We start from the raw sequence: 17,039 nt of genomic DNA on the forward strand, positions 1-17,039 counted from the left end.
CCGGGCCATTCCACCTTACTTGATGACCTTGGTCGCGCGGTCGACCACGGCCTTCGGCAGCTCGAGGCCGATCTTCTCGGCCGCGCCGGGGTTGATGACCAGGTCGGTGCCGGCCGCGACGTTGACCGGGATGTCGCCCGGCTTCTCGCCGTTCAGGATGCGGACGACGATCGCGCCCGTCTGCTTGCCGACGTCGTAGTAGTTGAAGCCGAGCGCCGCGACGGCGCCGCGCGAGACCGAGTCGGTGTCGGCCGTGAAGAGCGGCAGCTTGCTCTCGACGGCGACGGCGACGGCCGATTCCAGCGCCGAGACGATGGTGTTGTCGGTCGGGACGTAGATCGCGTCGACGCGGCCGGCCAGTGCGCGGGCGGCGTTCTGGACCTCGGAGGAGCGGGTCGCGGGCGACTCGACCACGGCGATGCCCTGCTCGGCGCCGAGCGTCTTCAGCAGCTCGACCAGCGTGACCGAGTTGGTCTCGCCCGGGTTGAACAGCACGCCGACCGTCTTCACGTTCGGCAGGATCTCCTTGATCAGGGCGATGTGGTCGCCGATCGGCGACAGGTCGGACAGGCCGGTGACGTTGCCGCCCGGTGCCTTCAGGTCCTTGACGAGCTGCGCGCCGACCGGGTCGGTGACGGCCGAGAACACGACGGGGATGTCGCGCGTGCCGGAGACGACGGCCTGGGCCGACGGGGTCGAGATCGGGACGATGACGTCCGGGCCGTTGCCGATGAACTGGCGGGCGATCTGCGCGGCCGTGCCGGGATTGCCCTGGGCGGATTCGTAGTTGAAGGTCAGGTTCTCGCCAACCTTGAAGCCAGCCTCGCCAAGCGCGTCCTTGACGCCGTCGCGCACGGCGTCAAGCGCCGGGTGCTCGACGATCGCGGTGACGTCGACGGTGACGTCGCGTGCCAGCGCCGGCTGGGCGAAGACGAGGGCCGCGAACGCGGCTGCGGTCAGAAGTTTCATCAAATTGCCCCTTGAAGTGGTGTTTTTTGGATCCGTTGGGTCTCCTCAAGGTGAAACCAGCCCCCGAAGGAGAAGTCAACATCGATGCCGGCGCGCCGGCTGGGGACGCGCTCAGCGCAGCGCTTTCTGGCCGCCCGCCGCGGTGATGACGCCGACAATGATCAGTCCGGTCAGCAGCAGGCGGATGCCGGCGCTGACGCCGAAGGTGTTCAGCATGGTGAGGAGGAGCACGAGGAACAGCGCCGCGCCCCAGATGCCCGGCACGTTGGCCTTGCCGCCGGCGACTGAGGTTCCGCCGATGACGACCACGGCGATCGAGCTCAAGAGGTACTCGTTGCCGATGTCGACGCTGGCGCCGCGGAAATAGCCGGCGAGCAGTGCGCCGTTGATGCCGCCGAGCGCGCCGGAGAGCGTGTAGGTCAGGAAGCGGATCCGCTCGACCGGGATACCGGCGAGCCAGGCGGCGCGCATGTTCTGGCCGATCGCCAGCACCGAGCGGCCATAGATCATCCGCTGCAGGGCGATGCCGGCGAGGAAGGCGAAGACCACGCCGCAGATGGCGAGGATCGGGATGCCGAGGAACTGGATGTTGGTGAAGTCGGCGAAGGCCGGCGGCGGCTTGATCTGCAGCCCGCGGCCATAGGCGATATCGATCGAATGGACGATGAAGCTCGACGACAGCGTGGCGATGATCGGCGGGATGCGCAGCGCCCGGATCAAAAGGTAGTTGGCCATGCCGACGGCCATGCCGCTCGTCAGCGCGGCGACGAGGCCGACGAGGATCATCGCGTCGCTGCCGCCCATCACCTTCATGGCGACGGCGCTGGCAAGCCCGATATTGGCCGGTAGCGACAGGTCGACATTGCCGGGGCCGAGCGTGATCACGAACATCTGGCCAATGCCGACGATCACCATGAAGACGGCGAGCGACAGCGCCGCCGTGATCATGCCGCCGGCGCCATAGCCGCCGGTGAAGCTGATTGCGGCGAGCCAGACGAGCAGCGCGCCGATGAACGACCAGATCCAGGGGCGTGCGAGCAGAGCGCGGAGAACCATCATCGGTCGCCCTCCCGCCGGCTGATCAGCGCGCGCGCCGCCAGCACGACGATCAGGATCAAGCCGTTCGCGGCGACCTGCCAGTCGGGCGGGATGCGCATGAAGGTCAGGAGCGGCGAAGCGGCGAGCGCCAGCGTCAGCGCACCAAGCACGGCGCCGATCGGCGACACCCGGCCGCCGACGAACTCGCCGCCGCCGAGGATCACGCCGGCGATCGCGAGCAGCGTGTAGCCATTGCCGAGATTGGCGTCGGCCGAGGTGGTGATGCCGACCAGCGCCATGCCGGAGAGCACGCCGAAAACGCCGGTCATGGCGAACATCGTCACCTTGGTGCGCAGGATCGACCAGCCGGCGCGTTTCACCGCCTGGGCGTTGCCGCCGGTGCCGCGCAGCACGGCGCCGTAGGAGGTGCGCATCAGGCCGAAATGCACGACGAGCGCGATCACCACCGCGGCAAGGATCGGGAACGGCACGAGGGGCGGCTTCAGGCTCATCAGGCCGAGCAGCCAGTCGGGCGCCTTGCCGCCGGGCTTCGGCAGCAGCAGGATCGCCAGCCCCTGCCAGACGAAGCTCATGCCGAGCGTGACGACGATCGACGGCAGGTTGCGGAGATGGATCAGCGCGCCGAGCGCCGCGTAGACGCCGATCGAGCCGAGCAGGACGAGAATGCCGAGGAGCGGCGCGTCGCGCAGCCAGGTCGCCGTCACGCAGGCGACGAAGCCGACGAAGGTGCCGATCGACAGGTCGAGCTCGTTCACCGTGATGACGAACATTTGCGCGATGGTGGCGAGCGCGATCGGGATCGCCAGGTTCAGCATCAGCGAGAAGCCGAAATAGCTGATCGCGCGCGGGTTCAGATAGGCGATGGCGATCAGGATCAGCGTCAGCGACAGGGCTGGCAACAGCGCGCGCAGGAAGCGCGCGAAGGCTGGCGAGCGGAGGCCGGAACGGCCGAGGGGTTCGGTGGCGGCGACGGTCATGCCGCGCTCTCCTCGAAAGAGGACTGGATCACCTTCTCCTCGCTCAATTCGTCATGGCCGAGGTCGGCGACGATGCGGCCATTGCGGAAGACGTAGACGTGGTCGCAGTTTTCCAGCTCGTCCATCTCGGTCGTGTACCAGAGGAAGGTGCGCCCCTTGCGCGCCTCGGCGCGGACGAGGTCGTAGACCTCGAGCTTGGTGCCGATGTCGACGCCGCGCATCGGATCGTCCATCAGGATGATGCGCGCGTCGGAGCCGAGCGCGCGGGCGAACAGCACCTTTTGCTGGTTGCCGCCCGAGAGCGACAGGATGTTGTTGTCGAGATCGGGCGTGCGGATGCCGATCTTCTGCTGCCACTCGCGCGCCAAAGCCTGTTCGCGTTCGGACGAGAGCAGGAGCCCCCGGCGGAGTGCGGCGAGCGAGCGGATGCCGATGTTTTCGGCGATCGACCAGAGCGGGAAGATGCCGTCGGTCTGACGGTCGCCGGCGACGAGTGCCACCGGATCCGTGACCTCGATGCCGGGGCGGCGTCGTGTCGCCGCGCCGTAGATGTAGAGCAGCAGGCGGGTCTGGCCATGGCCGGCGAGGCCGGCGAGGCCGATGATCTCGCCCTGGTGCGCGACGAGTTCGGCCGAGCCGGGTTGGCCGCGAGGCCGGGCCCGGACCTTGACGGGCGTCGCGCCGCGCGTCCGCGCCGCCGCGGCGGGATCCCGGTCGTGCTGGCGCGCCCCGCCCATGGTGGCGACGAGGCGGTCGCGGTTGAAGGCCGAGGCGGCATCGCTCGCCACGACACGGCCGTCGCGCATGACGACGATGCGGTTGGCGGTCGAGAGCACCTCGCCGAGCACATGCGAGATCAGGATGGTGCTGACGCCCTCGGCGCGGGCCCTGCCGACGAAGGCGAGCAACTGGCCGGCCGTGTGGGCGTCGAGCGACGAGGTCGGTTCGTCGAGGATGACGAGATGCAGGGGCTGATCGGTGACGGTGAAGGCGCGTGCCACCTCGACCATCTGGCGCTGGCCGATGGCGAGGTCGCCGACGACGTCGGAGGGCTCGATGCCGTGGCCGGGGAATATCTCGTCCAGCTTGGCGCGGATCAGCGCCGCCGACCGCTTGCGCCAGCCCGGGCCGCGCAGCGACGCATGGCTGATGTGGGTGTTCTCGGCCACGGTGAGATTGGGGCAGAGCGACAATTCCTGGAACACGCAGCGGATGCCGAGTGCCTGCGCGCGGGCGACCGAATAGTCCGTCTCGGGCGCTCCCCGCACGGCGATGGTGCCGCGATCCGGCGATCCGGTTCCGGCCAGGATGTGCATGAGCGTCGACTTGCCGGCGCCGTTGTGGCCGACGAGGCCGATGCACTCGCCGGCGCCGACCGCGAAGTCGACGCCGTCGAGGGCCCGGACGGCGCCGAAATGGCGCTCGACGCCGTCGAGCTTCACGATGACAGGGCTACCCTCGGACATTCCGTTTTCGCATTCGCCCGGATCCCTTCGGCGCCTTTGGACAGCGCGGAAAGGACCCGGCTCTTCGTGGGATCGCGCCTTCGTGCGAAAGCGCTCGAGGACTGCACGAGGGCAGTACGGCCTACTTGATGTTGGCCTTGATCGTCTCGATCGCGTCGGCCTGCGTGTATTCCGTGGTGGCGACGCTGCCCTCCGGAATGTTCGGAAGCGCCGCCTCGAAATCCTCCTGGGTGAAGGCGAGGTAGGGCACAAGGAGGTCGTGCGGCACGTCGGTGCGGCCGTCGAGCACCTGCTGCGCGACCCAGAAGGCGAGCGACGACACGCCGGGCGCGATCGAGGCCGACCAGGTCTTGTAGCCGTCCTTGGCCTTCTGCTCCTTCCACCAGGCGAGCTCGTCCTGGCGATTGCCCATGATGATGGTCGGGCGAGGCTTGCCGGCGGCGGCGAAAGCCTGCGCCGTGCCGTAGCCGTCACCGCCCTGGGTCACCACGCCGACGATCTCGGGGAGCGAGGGAAGCACGGTCGCGACCGCCTTCTGCGCCGTCGTCTGGTCCCAGTTGCCGGTCACCGAATTGACGATCTTGAACTGCGAGTGCTTGGCCACGCCCTCGGCGATGCCGGCGTGGATCTCGTCGTCGATAGAGGTGCCGGCGAGGCCGCGGATCTCGAGCAGGTTGCCACCCTCGGGGTGGAACTTGGCCATCTGCTCGACTTCCTCGCGGCCCATGGCCTTGAAGTCGACGACGACGCGGTAGGCGCAGGGCTCGGTGACGATGCCGTCGAACGAGACGACGACGATGCCGGCGTCGCAGGCCTGCTTGACCGCGCCGTTGAGCGCGTCGGGCGAGGCGGCGTTGATGACGATCGCGTCGTAACCCTGCAGGATCAGGTTCTGGATCTGCGCCGCCTGGGTCGGAACTTCCTGGTCGGCGGTGGTGAAGATGTCGGACGCGCCGACGATGCCGTCGGCCACCGCCTTCTTCGTGACGATCTCGTAGCTCTTGAGCATCGCCTGCCGCCAGGAATTACCGGCGTAGTTGTTGGAGAAGGCGATCTTCTTGGCGGATGTGTCGGCATGGGCGGTGCCAGCCAGAAGCAAAACGGCGAGCGAACCCAGTACGGCTGTTGTTCTCATGGCATTTCCTCCCAGGAGCCGTCCGTTCATGGACTTGTTTCCGTGGCTCGCAAGGAGGCTGTCACAGGCCGATTGACGGGTCAATCGGCATCGATGACATCGCTGTCTCTACGGAAGTTTGCGCAGCCTGCCTCAGGCGTTCCAGCAGGCGGCGCGATGGCCGGGCGCCCGCTCCAGCAGCGGCGGAGCCTCGCGCCGACATTGCTCGGAGGCGAGCGGGCAACGTGGCGCGAAGCGGCAGCCGGCCGCCGGGATGGCGCCGAGTTCGCCACGGACGGTCGCCCGCCCGGTCCTGCGCTTGCGCGGATCCGGCACGGGCACGGCATCAAGCAGTGCCTGCGTGTAGGGGTGGATGGGCGTCGTGTAGAGGTCGTCGCGGGCGCTCATCTCGACGATGCGGCCGGCATAGACGACGGCGATGCGGTGCGAGACATGGCGGACGATGGCGAGGTCGTGCGCGATGAAGAGATAGGAGACGCCGAGCTTCTCCTGCAGGTCGCGGAACAGGTTGACAATCTGCGCACGGACCGAGACGTCGAGCGCGGAAACCGGTTCGTCGGCAACAATGAAGGCCGGTTCCATGGCGAGCGCGCGGGCGATGCCGATGCGCTGGCGCTGGCCGCCGGAAAAGGTGCCGGGATGGCGCTGGCCGGCGTCGGGCGGCAGGCCGACCAAGTCGAGCAGTTCGTCAACGCGGGCGCGCGCCTCGGCGCCGCGTGCGATGCCGTGCACCACCAGCGGCTCGGCGATGATGTCGGTGACCCGCATGCGCGGGTTCAGGCTGGCATAGGGATCCTGCATCACCGCCTGGATATGGCGGCGCGTCCGGCGCATCGCGCCGCCGGAGAGGCCGGAGATGTCCTCGCCGCGGAAGCGGGCGCTGCCGGCCGAGAGCGGCACCCGGCCGAGCAGGGCGCGGCCGATCGTGCTCTTGCCCGAGCCGCTCTCGCCGACGATGCCGAGCGTCTCGCCATGGCCGATCGAGAAATCGATGCCCTCGACGGCACGGAAGGGCGCCGGCTTTTGCTGCCAGAAGGCGGCGCGCGGCACGGCATAGCTGACGGAAAGCCCGCGCGCCTCGACGAGCGGCGCGGCGTCGGGCCTCAGCAGGGGGACGCTAGACATGGGCCGCCTCCGGGCTCGCCGCGATCGGCAGGGGTTCGGGATGCCAGCAGAGTAAGTCGCGGCCAGCGGCCGGATGGGTCAGCGGCGGCGCGCTGGCGCAGGCGGCATCGGCACGCGGGCAGCGCAGGCGGAAGGCGCAGCCGCTCGGAAGGTCGGATGGATCGGGCGGGCTGCCCTCGATCGTCTCGAGCCGCTCGGGCAAATCGTCGATCGCTGGCGTCGCCTTGAGCAGGCCGGCGGTATAGGGGTGGGCCGGAGCGTCGAACAGGCTCCAGACATCCGCCGTCTCGACGATGCGGCCGGCATACATGACGGCGACGCGGTCGCAGAGCTCGGCGACGAGGCCGAGATCATGGGTGACGAGGACGATGGCGAGGCCGAGCCGGTCACGCAATTCGATCAGGAGGTCGACGATCTGCGCCTGCACGGTGACGTCGAGTGCGGTGGTCGGCTCGTCGGCGATCAGCAGCGCCGGTTCGGCGGCGAGCGCCATGGCGATCATGATGCGCTGGCGCATACCGCCGGAGAACTGGTGCGGCAGGTAATGCAGGCGCGGGCCCGGATTGGCGATGCCCACCAGCTCGAGCAACTCGATCGTGCGGGCGCGCGCGGCGGCGCCGGTCACGCCGCGATGGCGCGCCAGAACCTCGCCGATCTGGGTGCCGATCGAAAACAGCGGGTCGAGCGAGGTCATCGCGTCCTGGAACACCATGGCGATGTCGCGGCCGCGAATGTCGGCGGCCTCACCCTCACGCGCCAGCAGCGAGCGGCCGCGCCAGCTGATGTCGCCATGCTCGACCGCGCCGGGCGAGTCGACCACGCCCATCACGGCCTGCATGGTGACGCTCTTGCCGGAGCCGCTCTCGCCGACGATGCCGAGCGTTTCGCCGGGCCGGACCGCAAGCGACACGCCGCGCACGGCCTCGATCCGGCCGCGCCGGGTCGTGAAGGTGACGACGAGATCGTCGAGTTCGAGCAGCGGCGCTGTCATGCTTCGACCCTGCGCGCGGCGCGCATCTGCCGGCCGGCGGCCGAGCGGGCGAAGCGCTTCTCGCGTTCCTGCGGATCGGCCGTCGTCCGCACCCAGGCGGCGAGGAGGTTGGCCGAGAGGATGGTCAGCGCGATCGCCGCGCCGGGGAAGGTCACCAGCCACCAGGCGCCGAAGATGTGATCCTTGCCGACGGCGATATCGAGGCCCCAGGAGGTTGCCGGCGGCTGGATGCCCATTCCGAGGAAGGAGAGCGCCGCCTCGGCCAGCACGATGCGGGCGAATTCGAGGATCAGCAGCGTCGAGAGCGGCGCGGCGAGGTTCGGCAGGATATGGACGAAGATGATGCGCGGGATCGAGCAGCCGACCAGTTCGGCGGCTTCGACATAGCCCTCGTTGCGGGTCGACTTGACGATGCCGCGGGTCATGCGCGCGAACACCATCCAGCCGCCGATCGAGAGGATGACGACGACCGTCGTCGGCGACGAGCCGAGCACGGTCAGCACGGTCAGCGCCAGCAGCAGATCGGGGAAGGAAAGCTGGGTGTCGACCCAGCTCATGACGAAGCTGTCGACGCGGCCGCCGACATAGGCCGCGACGAGGCCGATGGTGACGCCGAACGTGCCGGCGATGGCGACGACGCTCAGGCCGACCGTGAGCGAGGTGCGCGCGCCATAGATGATGCGCGAGAGCACGTCGCGGCCGAGATTGTCGGTGCCGAGGATGTGGTCGAGGCTGCCGCCGGCGAGCCAGAAGGGCGGCTCGAGCCGGGCGCGCAGCGCCTGTGTGGCGGGATCGTGCGGCGCGACGAAGGGCGCGAGGATCGCGGCGAAGACGAGCAGCAGCAGGAAGAGCGTGGAGAGCGTCGCCGGCCGGTCGCGCAGCAGCTCGCGCAGCAACTGGCCCGGCGAGTTTCCGGTGGAGGCGGGCGTCGGCATCAGGCGTTTACTCGCGGATCGATGGCGCGGTGCGCGATGTCGATGAGGATGTTGATGCAGACGGCCATGACGGCGACGGTGAACACCACGGCCTGCAGCAGGATCAGGTCCTGCCGCTCGATCGACTGCATCACGGTGAGGCCGAGCCCGGGCCAGGCGAAGATCGATTCCACGACGACGACATTGCCGGCCAGCGCGCCGATGATCTCCCAGCCGGAGAGCGTCAGGATCGGCACCGAGGCGTTGCGCAGCGCATGCACGCCGATGACTCGAGCCCGTTTCAGTCCCTTGGCGCGCACGACCTTGATGTACTGGCGGTTCATCTCGTCGATCATCGCCGTGCGCACCACCATGGCGAGGCGGGCGAGCGAGGGCAGGGCGAGCGTGATCGCTGGCAGGATGATGTGGGCCGGCGAGCGGGCGCCCGAGGTCGGCAGCCAGCCGAGCTTGACGCCGAACAGGATGATCAGCAGCAGGCCGAGCCAGAACTGCGGCATGGAGAGGCCGGCGAGGCTCGCGACGACGGTGGTGCGGTCGACGATGCCGTCGGGGCGGAGCGCCGCGACGATACCGAGCGGGATCGACAGCAGGATGGCGGCGCCGATGCCGGCGGCGGTCAGGAGCGCCGTCATCGGCAGGCGCTGCAGCACGATGTCCATCGCCGGCCGCCGCTGCCACAGGCTGTCGCCGAAATTGAAGGTCAGCGTATTGCCGGCGAATTGCAGGAACTGTTCGAGGATGGGGCGGTCGAGGCCGAGCTGGTTGCGCAGCAGCGCGCGTTCCGCTTCGGTTGCCTCGACGGGCAGCATGACCTGGACCGGATCGCCGATGATGCGCGTCACGAAGAAGACGATGGTCATCACGCCGAGGACGACGATAACGCCGTGCAGCAGGCGTCGGAGGATGAGGTTAGCCACGCGGTCCATCCGTCTGCGACGGGCCGGCGGATAGGCCCTGGGTCTGTTTGTCCGGTCTGGTCACGCGCTCTCTCCGAATTATCGTCCGTTCTAGGGCGTCTCCGGCAGTGGGTCATGATACGGCATTCCACTGTGATGCTAACGCGAGAACTATCGTTCCAAGAATAGTCAGTCCCTAAGAAATAACTGTCTGGTTGAATTTTCTAAGTCCGATCGTTTTATTAGGACGATTAGACTTCACGCATCCTGCGATCCAAGTGCACCATCCGGCCTGTGTCAGACTTCTCGCTTGCTGGGTGAAAATAAATGAACGTGTTGTTGGACTTCAGGTCGTCTCTCCGGCGCGCCGCGCTGGCTTCGGTCTCGGCGGCCGGCCTGCTCGTGGCGGCGGCCGGCGGCGTGCTGGCGGCGGATCTCGTCGTCGCGATCGGCTCCGAGCCGACGACGCTCGATCCGCAGGCGCAGGACGATGGCCCGGAGCGGCTGGTCAACGACAATATCTATGAGACGCTCTACATCCGTGACGCCGCGGGCAACCTCCAGCCGGGTCTCGCCACCGCGCTGCCGAAGCAGATCGACCCGCTGACCTGGGAGATCGTCGTCCGCGACGGCGTCAAGTTCCACAATGGCGAGCCGCTCGACGCCAAGGCCGTCGCCTTCAGCCTGAAGCGGATCGTCGATCCGGCGCTGAAGTCGGGCCAGTTCTCCTATGTCTCGACGATCAAGGACGCCGTCGCGGTCGACGACCGCACGGTCCGCGTCACCACCGAGAAGCCCGATCCGGCGCTCACCGCGCGGCTCTACTGGCTGAAGATCGTGCCGCCCGCCTATGCGTCGGACCCGAATTTTGCGGCCCATCCGATCGGCTCCGGCCCGTACAAGTTCGAGCGCTGGGATCGCGGCGAGGAGGTCGTGCTCTCGGCCAATGCCGACTATTGGGGCGAGAAGCCCAAGGTCGACGAAGTGACGTTCCGCTTCATCCCCGACGCCAGCACGCGTCTGGCCGGCCTGCTGTCGGGCGAGGTCGACCTGATCAACAACGTGGCGCCGGAATTCGAGAAGCAGCTGCCGAAGGTCGCCAAGGTTGAGGGCCTCGAGCTGCCCTTCATCGTGCTCAATGCCAAGTCCGGTTCGCCGCTCGCCGATGCGCGCGTGCGCCAGGCGCTGCTCTACGCCATCAACCGCGAGGAACTGGCCGAGGGCCTGTTCGAGGGCAATGCCAGCGTGGCCTCGGGCCAGCTCGCCGTGCCGACCGCGTTCGGCTTCAACGACGCCGTGAAGCCCTATCCGTATGACCCGGAGAAGGCGAAGGCGCTGCTCAAGGAGGCCGGCGCCGAGGGGATCACGATCAACGTCGTCGGGCCCGGCGGCCGCTTCCTCAAGGATCGCGACGCCGTCGAGGCGGTCGCTGCCTACTGGACCGCGCTCGGTCTGGACGTGAAGGTCCGCATTCCCGAGTGGAGCGACTATCTGGCGACGATCTTCAACAAGGATGTCCGCCCCGACGTGTTCTACTCGTCGAGCGCGAACGAGCTGTTCGACGCCGATCGCGCTATCACCGCCTATTATCACCAGGAGAGCCCCGGCGCCTCGAATGGCGATGCCGAACTCGCGCAGTGGATCGACGCCGCCCGCTTCGAGACGGATGTCGACAAGCGCAAGGCGCTCTACGCGCAGATCAGCCAGCGCTCCTTCGACCAGGCCTATGTGAATTCGATCCTGCGCGTGCAGGACATCTACGGCCTCAGCGAGCGGACCGACTGGACGCCTCGCGTCGACGGCAAGGTGTTCGTCAAGGACATCGTCGTCGCCGAGTAATCCGGTCCTTCGCCGTATCGGATGGAACGGTCGGGGCGGTCATCGCCCCGGTCGTTTCGCATTGAGGCCAGCGCCGGCGCCGCGCTAGCGCATGCTCTCGATCAGCTCCTCGGCGTCGGCGTCGGCATGGCGGTTGGCCAACTGGAAGGCAGCCTCGGCGTCGCCGCTGCAGATGGCGCTGACGAGCGGTTCATGCAGCTCGATGATGTCGTTCGGGTCGCTGTAGAATCGGTCGGTCAACCGCAGGAACATCCGCGTCTGGCCCTCGAGGCGCTTGTAGATTTCCATCAGCCGACGATGGCCGGAGATCGCGATCACCGTGTGGTGGAACTCGAAGTCGAGCTCGATCAGCTTGGCCCGGTTGCCGGCCGCCGCCGCGGTGCGCATCGATTGCAGCAGCGCTTCCAGCGCATTGCGGCCGGCGTCATCGATGCGCTTGGCGGCGAGGCGGGCGCCGAGTGATTCCAGCGCCTCGCGCAGCATCGAGATCTCGTAGACGTCGGCCTTCTCGACGGTGATGACGAAATTGCCGCGGCGCGGGCGATATTCGACCAGGCCCTCGGCCTGCAGGAATTTCAGCGCGGCGCGGATGGTGCCCTGGCTGACATTGAAGCGGTTGGCGAGGTCCAGTTCGATCAGGCGGGAGCCGGGGCTGAGTTCGCCATCGAGGATGGCCGCCCGCAACGCCTCGCCGATCTCGGATTCGAGGCTCGCATGCGTGTCGCCGGAAACGATCTTTCGGCTCGGTCGGCGTGTCATCGGATCTCACCATCGGGTTGCAGCGCGCCGTCGGGCCGCGCCATGCGACAGGGACGGTCCGATCGCGGGACCCGCCGCTCCGGCTGCATGGGACCCGATCGACCGTTCCGTCGCTTCGATATCGTCTCATGCGCTTCGGCCAGCTTCCGCAATCATTCGGGCGCCCGCGAAGCCCTCAAAATAACAATAAACGATATTCGGGGCACGACTAGGCCGTGATCGCCCACATTGCAGGGCATCCACCGATGTCACCCGCGGGTTGTGCCGGCCGGGACCCGTCGCGGGAAACATCCTGTCTTCTGTCCGGTCATTTTATCAATAATCGATATTGACAGGGCGACGCTCCCGCAGGATGTTGCGCGCCGCCCAGAGGCGGCCCCCGAGGCCGCCCTTCCAGCCGCCAGGAAACCGGCGGCGACCGCCCAGCAGGAGAGCCAGGTGTCGTCGATTTTTTCCAGGGATTATGCCTCCGAGCTCCCGACCGCCGTCCGCGGCAGCGGCGTCTATCTCTATGACGCCGACGGCAAGGCCTATCTCGACGGCATGGGCAGCGCCGGCGTCGTCGGCATCGGCCATGGCCGCACCGAGATCTACCAGAAACTCGCTGCGGCGGGCGACGCGGTCACCTTCGCCTATTCGGCCCAGTTCACCACGCCCTGGCAGGAGGAATTCGGCCGCTCGATCCTCTCGGTCGCGCCGAAGGGGATCGAATCCGTCTATTTCGTCTCCGGCGGTTCCGAGGCCAACGAGACGGCGCTGAAGCTCGCGCGTCAGTATCACCTGGAGCGCGGCGACACGCAGCGCCAGAAGATCATCTCGCGCTGGCAGAGCTATCACGGCGTGACGATCGCGACGCTGTCGCTGTCCGGCCGCACCAGCTGGCGCGCGCCCTATACGCCCTACATGCTGCCGGTGATCCACATCGCGCCGCCCTACGAATATCGCTGCGCCTATTGCAAGGATAAGGGCGGCTGCACGCTCGACTGCGCCGACGAGCTGGAGCGGGCGATCAATCTCGAGGGGCCGGAGACGATCTCGGCCTTTTTCGCCGAGACCATCGTCGGCACGACGGCGTCGGGTCTCGTGCCGCGGCCCGACTACTACAAGCGCATCCGCGAAATCTGTGACCGCTACGGCATCCTGTTCGTCGCCGACGAAGTCCTGGCCGGCTATGGCCGCACCGGGCGTCCCTTCGCCATCCAGGACTGGGACGTGGTGCCGGACATGATCACCTGCGGCAAGGCGATCGGCAGCGGCTACGCGCCGCTCGGCGCGGTGCTGATCAACGACAAGATCACCAATTTCTTCCGCGACAGCCGCAAGCGCTTCGTGCACGGCTTCACCTATAGCGGCCATCCGACCTCGTGCTTCATCGGCCAGCAGGTGTTCGACATCATGTCGAAGGAGGGGCTGTTCACCCGGGCCGGCACGATCGGCCAGTATCTGCATGATCGCCTCGACGCCCTGCAGCAGCGCCATGCCTGCATCGGCGAGGTGCGCGGCCGCGGCCTCTATGCCGGCGTCGAGTTCGTCGCCGACCGCGCGACGCGCCAGCCTTACCCGGCCGAGAAGAACTTCACCTCGCGGCTCGTCGCCGGCATGAAGGATCGCGGCGTCATCGTCGGCGGCGGCGTGCCGGGCGCGAATTTCGGCCAGGGCGGCGACCATATCCAGATCACGCCGCCCTTCATCGTCAGCGAGGCCGAGATCGACGTGATCGTCGACGCGCTGGACGAGACCATCGGGGCGATCGCCTGAGACAGGACGCGCGCGGGCGTCACGCCGCGCCTGCGCCCCGAATGCGGCACCGGCGTGCCGAGGAGAGTGGCTTGCGGACTATCAATTATCGAGTATCGTTTCTCGACAAGCCGCAAGCCTGTGACGGAACGACTGCGCTGCCGCGCGCGGGGTGATTGCCCTGTGCCGGAACCATAAGAACCACAGAGGGACGACAATGTTGAAGACGCTTCTTGCCGCCGCCTGCGTCGCGGCGCTCACCACGGTCTCGGCGCATGCCGGCGTCACCGTCCGCATCGGCGGCGCGGGCTCCGACGACAGCCCGGACACCAAGGCCATGCAGGTCTTCAAGGAGAAGATCGAGGCCGATCTCGGCGGCGACGTCGCGATCGAACTGTTCCCCGGCTCGCATCTCGGCACGGTCGACGAGATGGTCGAGCAGGTGAAGGGCGGCGTGCTCGAATGCATGTATGAGAGCGTCGGCGTGCTCGGTTCGTTCCATCCGGCCGCGAATGTCGAGGGCGTCGCCTATATCTACCGCGACGAGGACCATTTCTTCCGCATCTGGCGCGGCCCGGTCGGCCAGGAGATCCTGGATTCGATCGCCAAGGACGCCGGCTTCCGCGTCGTCGGCCCGGCCTATCACGGCTTCCGCCAGTTCCTGGTGACCAAGCCGGCCGACAGCCTCGACGACCTGCAGGGCCGCAAGATCCGTGCGCCCGGCATCCCGGCCTATATCGAGTCGATCCGCGCGCTCGGCGCCAATCCGGCCACCGTCGCCTTCGAGGAAGTCTACACGGCCGTCCAGCAGGGCGTCGTCGACGGTGTCGAGCAGCCGCTCTTCGCCATCCAGGACAAGCGCTTCTACGAAGTCGCCAAGCATCTCGTGATGACCAACCACATGGCCGAGACGATGGGCTTCATGTGCAACGCCGACTGGTACCAGGGCCAGGACGAGCGCCTGCGCAACGCGTTCCAGGCCGCGGCGGACGCCAGCGCTGACTGGTACAAGGGCTACACCGCCGACGCCCAGGCCAAGGTTCTGGACAAGCTGGTGGCCGAGGGTGTCGTCGTGCACAAGCCCGATCTCGCGCCCTTCATGGAGAAGGCCAAGGAGGCGAAGTACGATCCGGCGATCGAGCCGATCATCGCCAAGATCCGCGCGGTCCAGTAATACCGGGCCCGCCGCCTTCTGACGGCGGGCTTCTCTCCCCTGGGGGTATTCATGACAGGCATCCTCGTCCGGACCGGCGATCTCCTGCGCCGGCTGCTCAGCTTTCTGGTCGGGGCCCTGCTGCTCGCGATCGTTCTTCTCGTCTGCGTGCAGGTCTTCTCGCGCTACTTCATCGGCGCGGCGACGCCGGGAATGGCGGAAATCTCCCGCCTTCTCTTCATCTGGCTCACCTTTCTCGGCGCCGCCCTGCTGATCAGCCGCCGCGAGCTGATCGTCATCGACTTCCTGCATGACAAGCTGAACGCGGACCTGTTCCGGCGGCTCGGCATTCTGATCGATCTTGCCACGGCCGTGTTCCTCGTCATGCTCACCGTCTATGCGCGGCATCTGATGTCGGTCGTCGGCCAGAAGATCGCGCCTGCGACCGGGCTGCCGTTCTCACTGTTCTACGGTTCGATCGTCGCCTTCACGATCCTCGGTCTCTTCTTCATCGCCGAGCGCATTCTGGCGCCGTCCGCCGCCGCCGCGCGCGAGGCGCAGGCCAAGGCGAAGGCGCTCTCCGAAGGCCATGCTGCTCCGACCGAAAGTCTTCCGTCATGATGATGCTTGGCGTTCTTGCCGCCGTATTCTTCGCGCTGACGCTGCTCGCCGTGCCGATCGCCATCGCGCTCGGCGTCGCGGCACTGACGGTCGTCGCCATCTGGGGCATGCCCGGCTTCATCCTCGCCCAGAAGATGGTCAACGGCATCGATTCCTTCCCGCTGCTCGCCGTGCCGTTCTTCATTCTGGCGGCGCTGGTGATGAACAGCGGCGGCATCACCACGCGGGTGGTCGACCTGTTCTCCTCGGCGCTCGGCCGGGTGCGCGGCTCGTCCGGCGTCGTCAATGTCGGCACCAACGTCTTCCTCGCCGGCATCTCCGGCTCCTCCGTCGCCGACGCGTCGGCGAGCGGCGCATTGCTGATCCCGGAGATGCGCAAGCAGGGCTACACGGGCGGCTTCGCGGCGGCGCTTACCGCCGGCGCGGCGGTCATCGGCCCGATCATCCCGCCCAGCATTCCGCTGGTGATCTACGGCGTCATCGCCCAGGTCTCGATCACCAAGCTGTTCGTCGGCGCCTATATTCCCGGCGCGATGATCGCGCTGGCCCTGATCGCCTATGTGATCCTGCATGCGCGCAAGAGGAACCTGCCGGCGCGCGGTCGCCAGCCCTGGGGCGTGATCGGCCGGCAGTTCCGGGGCAGCGCCTGGGCGCTCTCCATGCCGCTCCTGCTGATCATCGGCGCCAAGGGCGGCCTGTTCACGGTGACCGAGCTCGGCGCCGTGCTGGTGCTCTACGCGATCTTCATCGGCTGGATCATCCACCGCGAGTTCCAGTGGCGGCAGTTCCCCGGCATGCTGACCGACGCCGGCCTGCAGACGGCCAACATCATGCTGGTCGTCGCGGTCAGCTCGTTCATCGCCTATCTGGTCGTCGTGCACGGCATCCCGCGCGACATCCAGAACCTGCTGCATGGCGCCGAGCTGTCGCCGTGGGAATTCCTGCTCATCGTCAACCTGGTGTTCCTGCTCGCGGGCATGTTCCTCGATTCGACGCCGGCGACGATCATCCTGGTGCCGATCTTCCTGCCGGCGGCGACCAGCTTCGGCATCGACCCGACGCATTTCGGGCTGGTGATCGTGCTCAACCTGATGGTCGGCCTGATCCATCCGCCGCTCGGCCTCAACCTCTTGATCACGCAGTCGATCGCCAAGGTGCCGATGCGCGACGTCATCTGGGCCAGCCTGCCGATCGTCGGCATCGTGCTCGCGGTGCTCCTGATCATCACCTTCGTGCCGCAGACCGTGCTGTGGCTGCCCGGCGTGATGGGCCTCTAGGAGCGCGCATCGTCGCGACAGGAAAAGGGCCGCTCCCGGAGCGGCCCTTTTCTCTTGCATCGCGGCCCGGCCTCCACGAACCGGGTGGTATCCTGGGTCC

Annotated in this window: 15 protein-coding genes; 5 read left to right on the forward strand and 10 right to left on the reverse strand. The window is 67.5% G+C overall.

All coding sequences use genetic code 11. The annotated features are described in order from the left end of the window. Positions 1-15: 15 nt before the first annotated feature. From G539_RS0109900 to G539_RS0109940, 9 genes are all read right to left on the reverse strand, one after another. Positions 16-969: an ABC transporter substrate-binding protein gene (locus G539_RS0109900; protein ID WP_029075060.1), complete on the reverse strand. Its 954-nt coding sequence runs from the start codon at positions 967-969 to the stop codon at positions 16-18. A 111-nt stretch (positions 970-1,080) separates the two neighbouring features. Then, positions 1,081-2,028 carry an ABC transporter permease gene (locus G539_RS0109905; protein ID WP_029075061.1) on the reverse strand — a complete coding sequence of 316 codons (948 nt, stop codon included), beginning with the start codon at positions 2,026-2,028 and terminating at the stop codon, positions 1,081-1,083. Further along, positions 2,025-3,005, reverse strand: a complete 981-nt coding sequence (locus G539_RS0109910) for an ABC transporter permease (RefSeq protein ID WP_029075062.1) — start codon at positions 3,003-3,005, stop codon at positions 2,025-2,027. The genes G539_RS0109905 and G539_RS0109910 overlap by 4 nt, the downstream gene beginning before the upstream one ends. Then, entirely contained in the window at positions 3,002-4,471 is a 1,470-nt protein-coding gene (locus G539_RS0109915) for a sugar ABC transporter ATP-binding protein (RefSeq protein ID WP_029075063.1), read from the reverse strand. The genes G539_RS0109910 and G539_RS0109915 overlap by 4 nt, the downstream gene beginning before the upstream one ends. Positions 4,472-4,592: 121 nt before the next feature. After that, positions 4,593-5,606 carry an ABC transporter substrate-binding protein gene (locus tag G539_RS0109920; protein WP_029075064.1) on the reverse strand — a complete coding sequence of 338 codons (1,014 nt, stop codon included), beginning with the start codon at positions 5,604-5,606 and terminating at the stop codon, positions 4,593-4,595. Between the two features lie 132 nt (positions 5,607-5,738). Further along, on the reverse strand, positions 5,739-6,731 hold the full coding sequence (locus G539_RS0109925) for an ABC transporter ATP-binding protein (protein ID WP_051231262.1): 993 nt from the start codon (positions 6,729-6,731) through the stop codon (positions 5,739-5,741). After that, positions 6,724-7,722: an ABC transporter ATP-binding protein gene (locus tag G539_RS0109930; RefSeq protein WP_029075066.1), complete on the reverse strand. Its 999-nt coding sequence runs from the start codon at positions 7,720-7,722 to the stop codon at positions 6,724-6,726. The genes G539_RS0109925 and G539_RS0109930 overlap by 8 nt, the downstream gene beginning before the upstream one ends. Next, on the reverse strand, positions 7,719-8,657 hold the full coding sequence (locus G539_RS0109935; RefSeq protein ID WP_035830927.1) for an ABC transporter permease: 939 nt from the start codon (positions 8,655-8,657) through the stop codon (positions 7,719-7,721). The genes G539_RS0109930 and G539_RS0109935 overlap by 4 nt, the downstream gene beginning before the upstream one ends. Next, entirely contained in the window at positions 8,657-9,574 is a 918-nt protein-coding gene (locus G539_RS0109940) for an ABC transporter permease (RefSeq protein WP_029075067.1), read from the reverse strand. Before G539_RS0109940 ends, G539_RS0109935 begins: the two co-directional genes overlap by 1 nt. A 306-nt stretch (positions 9,575-9,880) precedes the next feature. On the opposite strand from G539_RS0109940, the gene G539_RS0109945 reads away from it, so the two are divergent. Continuing rightward, positions 9,881-11,392, forward strand: coding sequence for an ABC transporter substrate-binding protein (locus G539_RS0109945; protein ID WP_051231263.1), 1,512 nt, complete (start codon positions 9,881-9,883; stop codon positions 11,390-11,392). An 84-nt stretch (positions 11,393-11,476) separates the two neighbouring features. On the opposite strand, the gene G539_RS0109950 is transcribed toward G539_RS0109945, so the two are convergent. After that, the gene (locus tag G539_RS0109950) at positions 11,477-12,151 is read right to left on the reverse strand and encodes a GntR family transcriptional regulator (protein ID WP_029075069.1); all 675 of its coding nucleotides are present in this window, start codon (positions 12,149-12,151) and stop codon (positions 11,477-11,479) included. Between the two features lie 438 nt (positions 12,152-12,589). Here G539_RS0109950 and G539_RS0109955 point away from each other — a divergent pair, with 438 nt between their 5' ends. The 4 genes from G539_RS0109955 (at position 12,590) to G539_RS0109970 (ending at position 16,939) form a co-directional block, all read left to right on the forward strand. After that, positions 12,590-13,909, forward strand: a complete 1,320-nt coding sequence (locus G539_RS0109955; protein WP_029075070.1) for an aminotransferase family protein — start codon at positions 12,590-12,592, stop codon at positions 13,907-13,909. A gap of 199 nt (positions 13,910-14,108) precedes the next feature. Next, positions 14,109-15,062 (forward strand): TRAP transporter substrate-binding protein, encoded by a 954-nt coding sequence (locus G539_RS0109960; protein ID WP_029075071.1) that lies wholly within the window; start codon positions 14,109-14,111, stop codon positions 15,060-15,062. 51 nt (positions 15,063-15,113) lie between these two features. Beyond that, positions 15,114-15,662, forward strand: coding sequence for a TRAP transporter small permease (locus G539_RS0109965; protein WP_029075072.1), 549 nt, complete (start codon positions 15,114-15,116; stop codon positions 15,660-15,662). Then, complete coding sequence (locus G539_RS0109970) at positions 15,659-16,939, forward strand: TRAP transporter large permease (RefSeq protein ID WP_029075073.1); 1,281 nt, start codon at positions 15,659-15,661, stop codon at positions 16,937-16,939. Before G539_RS0109965 ends, G539_RS0109970 begins: the two co-directional genes overlap by 4 nt. Positions 16,940-17,039: the final 100 nt, after the last annotated feature.

Source organism: Kaistia adipata DSM 17808 (assembly GCF_000423225.1).
GTDB lineage: Bacteria > Pseudomonadota > Alphaproteobacteria > Rhizobiales > Kaistiaceae > Kaistia > Kaistia adipata.

Excerpts from the sequence above, each read along its gene's own strand:
- G539_RS0109900 (WP_029075060.1), bottom strand. The coding sequence starts at position 969 with ATGAAACTTCTGACCGCAGCCGCGTTCGCGGCCCTCGTCTTCGCCCAG.
- G539_RS0109905 (WP_029075061.1), bottom strand. The coding sequence starts at position 2,028 with ATGATGGTTCTCCGCGCTCTGCTCGCACGCCCCTGGATCTGGTCGTTC.
- G539_RS0109910 (WP_029075062.1), bottom strand. The coding sequence starts at position 3,005 with ATGACCGTCGCCGCCACCGAACCCCTCGGCCGTTCCGGCCTCCGCTCG.
- G539_RS0109915 (WP_029075063.1), bottom strand. The coding sequence starts at position 4,471 with ATGTCCGAGGGTAGCCCTGTCATCGTGAAGCTCGACGGCGTCGAGCGC.
- G539_RS0109920 (WP_029075064.1), bottom strand. The coding sequence starts at position 5,606 with ATGAGAACAACAGCCGTACTGGGTTCGCTCGCCGTTTTGCTTCTGGCT.
- G539_RS0109925 (WP_051231262.1), bottom strand. The coding sequence starts at position 6,731 with ATGTCTAGCGTCCCCCTGCTGAGGCCCGACGCCGCGCCGCTCGTCGAG.
- G539_RS0109930 (WP_029075066.1), bottom strand. The coding sequence starts at position 7,722 with ATGACAGCGCCGCTGCTCGAACTCGACGATCTCGTCGTCACCTTCACG.
- G539_RS0109935 (WP_035830927.1), bottom strand. The coding sequence starts at position 8,657 with ATGCCGACGCCCGCCTCCACCGGAAACTCGCCGGGCCAGTTGCTGCGC.
- G539_RS0109945 (WP_051231263.1), top strand. The coding sequence starts at position 9,881 with ATGAACGTGTTGTTGGACTTCAGGTCGTCTCTCCGGCGCGCCGCGCTG.
- G539_RS0109950 (WP_029075069.1), bottom strand. The coding sequence starts at position 12,151 with ATGACACGCCGACCGAGCCGAAAGATCGTTTCCGGCGACACGCATGCG.
- G539_RS0109965 (WP_029075072.1), top strand. The coding sequence starts at position 15,114 with ATGACAGGCATCCTCGTCCGGACCGGCGATCTCCTGCGCCGGCTGCTC.
- G539_RS0109970 (WP_029075073.1), top strand. The coding sequence starts at position 15,659 with ATGATGATGCTTGGCGTTCTTGCCGCCGTATTCTTCGCGCTGACGCTG.